Source organism: Candidatus Desulfolinea nitratireducens, from assembly GCF_982879505.1.
In genome coordinates this window covers 1-3,594 of sequence record NZ_CEYOSI010000289.1, presented here as the reverse complement: position 1 = coordinate 3,594, position 3,594 = coordinate 1, and the positions used below count along the sequence as shown (strand labels likewise).

Genomic DNA, 3,594 nt, shown 5'->3' with positions numbered 1-3,594 from the left:
CGGGTTAGCTCACTAGCAAGGTTTTTCCTTCAAAGATGGCTTCCGCAAGACTGGAACTCATAACCCGGAGGTCGCAGGTTCGAGTCCTGCCCCCGCTATCGAAAAGGACACATAAGTTTAAGCTTATGCGTCCTTTTCTTATAATAGGCAAAACCCTAATATCCATTCAGGCATAGCAGAGCACCAAGCTCAGAAGGGTTACCAACAAAACCTAAACTGAACCGCTTAGAAATAGACACTCTTTTTTGTCGTTTAAGAACACTACTTGGAAAAAATGCTCTACGACAACGCACTGTTAGCCCGGGCCTACCTGCATGCCTGGCAGATCACTGGAAAGACGCATTATCGGCAGATATGCAATGAGACGTTAAATTTCGTCATTCGTGAGATGACACATCCGGATGGTGGATTTTACTCATCCCTGGATGCAGATTCCGAAGGTGTGGAAGGCAAATTTTACGTTTGGACAAAAGATGAAATAAGAAATATTCTTCAGGAATCCTTTTCCTCAAAGGAAACGGGTTCCTTTACGACTCTTGAATTCTTTGAAGCAGCATATGGGATTATTGCATCAGGAAATTGGGAGGGAAAAACTATTCTGCAACGCGCATTAGATGATGCCACCCTCGCCGCACGCTTCGTGCTTGACCCTGAACTTGTCCCCGCCAAACTGGCAGTTGCTCACAAAAAACTTCTTACCGTCAGAGAAAAACGCATCCGTCCAGGTACAGATGACAAGGTCCTCACCGAATGGAACGGGTTGATGCTGATCGCCTTTGCTGAAGCAGCGCGCGTATTTGGAGACAAAAATTATCTTAAAATGGCTACCCGCAACGCAGATTTTCTTCTGACGGCCCTGCGACCGGGTGGCCAACTCCGTCGCGCATGGCGAGAAGGGCAATCCAGTAACGAGGTTTTTCTCTCTGACTATGCAGCGTTAATCCTTGGCTTGCTCGAACTATATCAGACTGATTTTAATAATCGCTGGTACATTGCCGCTCAAGTATTGGGTGAGGAGATGATCGCCAAATTTAGCGATTCCGCAGGCGGCTTTTTCGATACGACCGAAGAGGCCGCAGAATCATCCTCGCTGCCAATCCGGCCGAAAGAAATTCAGGATAACGCCATCCCATCTGGGAACGCCTTGGCGGCAGAGGCGCTGCTCAAATTAACCGCTTTCAGCAATAACGATAACTATCGTCAACGGGCTGAGTCTGCCCTGGGATTGGTAAGCGAGTTCGTGAACAGGTATCCAACTGCCTTTGGGCACTGGCTCTCGGCTGCAGATTTTTCCCTCCAAAACATGAAGCAGATTGCGGTTGTGAGCGATCCGGGGCGGGACGTGACTCAAGCTCTTTTGGCTGAAATCCGTTCGAGATATAGACCAGATTTGATCGTCGCGATGTCCCCCTATCCCCTCCTAAATGGTGCCCCTGAATTACTCCTTAATCGCCCACTTAAGGATGACAAACCAACCGCCTACGTTTGCGAAGGCTTTACCTGCCAACTACCGGTAAATACACAAGCAGAGCTAAGAAAAGAATTGAATTAATGATCAAACTCCCTGAAGTTCAGGGAGTTTGATCATATTAAACTGAGCATGTTTTTATTATTCTTCTTCTTTAGCTTCTTCTTCCTGCGATTCTTCATTATCTTTACCTTCACCTATTCCTTCACGGAAATTGCGAATTCCAGATCCCAACTCACCTGCGATCTTTCCAAGACGGCCGGGGCCAAAAAGAAGCACAACGATAACAAGAATAATTAACAGTTCCGGGACACCTAATTTTGTAAACATCTTTCTCTCCTTGTTTGCTTTTCTGCAATGCAGTCATTTTACTACAAACCATGCTTGTTTACTATCGCAGTCACGCTTTTTGCTGGTTTCGTAAACGGAGCACCACAATCCATGGGCAGGATTCGATGAATATGAGAGTGTCTCAGACAAATAATTTGGGGATTTTAATATGCACAAAAACAAATATGTTTATTTTGATATTTTTCTAAACATTAAATCACCCTTTGAGGTTTCAAAGGATGATTTAATATTCATCAATATTTTATTGATTCCAGCGACCCCACAGGAGGCCTTCAACAATACGGATCATCCTCAACAGGACAGATCGGATACGTGCCAAAACCAGATACCAGCCATGATATACCTTGCGCTCTGAGGGCAAGGGTTCACTCCATTCAGCAGCGAGAGCACCCCAGGTCAACCCCGCTCCGAAGCCAACAAAGACAACCTTATCGCCGGCATTTAACCGACCGCTCTCAACGGCTTCCACAGCCGCGATGGGAATTGAAGCGGTCGAGGTATTTCCATAGCGGTCAACATTGACCATAAATTTATCCATGGGGAGTTTCAAGCCGCGGGCAGCGGCCTCGATGATACGAATATTGGCTTGGTGAGGGATGATCAGGTCGACATCCTCCAATTCTAAGCCAGCTTTTTCAAGGGTCTCTTTGGTGGCACGTGCCATCACACGGGTAGCAAAGCGGAAAACACCCTTCCCGTCCATCTGAAGAAAATGTAAACCATCACGTACTGTCTCGGCAGTTGTTGGGAGTTTACTCCCACCTGCTGGAACAGATAGCAAATCACCACCAGAGCCGTCAGAATTCATCACCCCTGAAGATATTCCACCTGGCCGCTCATTGGCCTGAAGAATGAAAGCACCAGCTCCATCTCCAAATAGAATGCAGGTATTTCGATCTGTCCAGTCCACAAAACGGGAAAGTGTATCCGTTCCAATTACCAGGACATTTTGCAATGACCCACTGCGAATGGTCTGTGCACCCATATTCATTGCAAAGATAAATCCCGTACAAGCTGCCGAAAGATCAAAGGCACCTGCTTTTGTTGCACCAATCCTATCCTGGACGAGAGATGCTGTTGCCGGAAAAAAATGCTCTGGGGATGAGCTGGAGACAATTATCAAATCCAGCTCAGATGCTTTCAAATTTGCAACTTTAAGGGCTCGCAATGCAGCATCTGCCGCCAAAGTAGCAGAACTTTCTCCTTTGCCAGCAATTCGTCGCTCAACGATGCCTGTGCGTGAGCGGATCCACTCATCATTTGTGTCGACCAATTTGCTAATGTCGTCATTGGTCATAATTTTATCGGGAACGGCCATCCCCCAACCGGTAATATGTGCGTAAACCATCTTAAGCCTCGAATCGACTAATAATTAATGTAGCATTATGTCCACCAAAACCAAATGAGTTGGAAAGTGCATGAATTACATTTAATTTTCGGGCCTTGTTGGGAACATAATCCAAATCACAATCTGGATCAGGAGTCTCGTAGTTAATCGTCGGCGGGATAATTCCTTCATTTAATATTTTTGTGCAGAATAATGCTTCAAGTGCTCCAGATGCACCTAGAAGATGGCCCGTCATCGACTTGGTGGATGATACTGGAACTTTATAAGCATACGCGCCGAAAACAGTTTTTATCGCCGCCGTTTCGCCCTTGTCATTTAAATTGGTGCTGGTCCCGTGCGCGTTAATGTAACCGATATCTGTGGCCGTTAATCCCGCATTTTCCAGCGCGAGTTGCATACATTTCGCAGCTCCCTCCCCATTCTCTGC

At 46.4% G+C, this 3,594-nt stretch carries 4 protein-coding genes; 1 reads left to right on the top strand and 3 read right to left on the bottom strand.

Features of this window, described 5'->3' with window-relative positions:
- Nucleotides 1-274 precede the first annotated feature (274 nt).
- Nucleotides 275-1,552, top strand: coding sequence for a thioredoxin domain-containing protein (locus AC3DOM_RS16685; RefSeq protein WP_487920167.1), 1,278 nt, complete (start codon nucleotides 275-277; stop codon nucleotides 1,550-1,552).
- A gap of 57 nt (nucleotides 1,553-1,609) precedes the next feature.
- On the opposite strand, the gene tatA is transcribed toward AC3DOM_RS16685, so the two are convergent.
- The 3 genes from tatA to AC3DOM_RS16670 all read right to left on the bottom strand — a co-directional run.
- The gene (tatA, locus tag AC3DOM_RS16680; protein ID WP_487920166.1) at nucleotides 1,610-1,798 is read right to left on the bottom strand and encodes a twin-arginine translocase TatA/TatE family subunit; all 189 of its coding nucleotides are present in this window, start codon (nucleotides 1,796-1,798) and stop codon (nucleotides 1,610-1,612) included.
- A gap of 262 nt (nucleotides 1,799-2,060) precedes the next feature.
- The gene (locus AC3DOM_RS16675) at nucleotides 2,061-3,167 is read right to left on the bottom strand and encodes a beta-ketoacyl-ACP synthase III (protein WP_487920165.1); all 1,107 of its coding nucleotides are present in this window, start codon (nucleotides 3,165-3,167) and stop codon (nucleotides 2,061-2,063) included.
- 1 nt (nucleotide 3,168) lies between these two features.
- Nucleotides 3,169-3,594: beta-ketoacyl-[acyl-carrier-protein] synthase family protein (locus AC3DOM_RS16670; protein ID WP_487920164.1), on the bottom strand; the 426-nt coding region annotated here is incomplete at its 5' end.

Coding starts and splice junctions, on each gene's coding strand:
- AC3DOM_RS16685 (WP_487920167.1), top strand. CDS start 275: ATGCTCTACGACAACGCACTGTTAGCCCGGGCCTACCTGCATGCCTGG.
- tatA (WP_487920166.1), bottom strand. CDS start 1,798: ATGTTTACAAAATTAGGTGTCCCGGAACTGTTAATTATTCTTGTTATC.
- AC3DOM_RS16675 (WP_487920165.1), bottom strand. CDS start 3,167: ATGGTTTACGCACATATTACCGGTTGGGGGATGGCCGTTCCCGATAAA.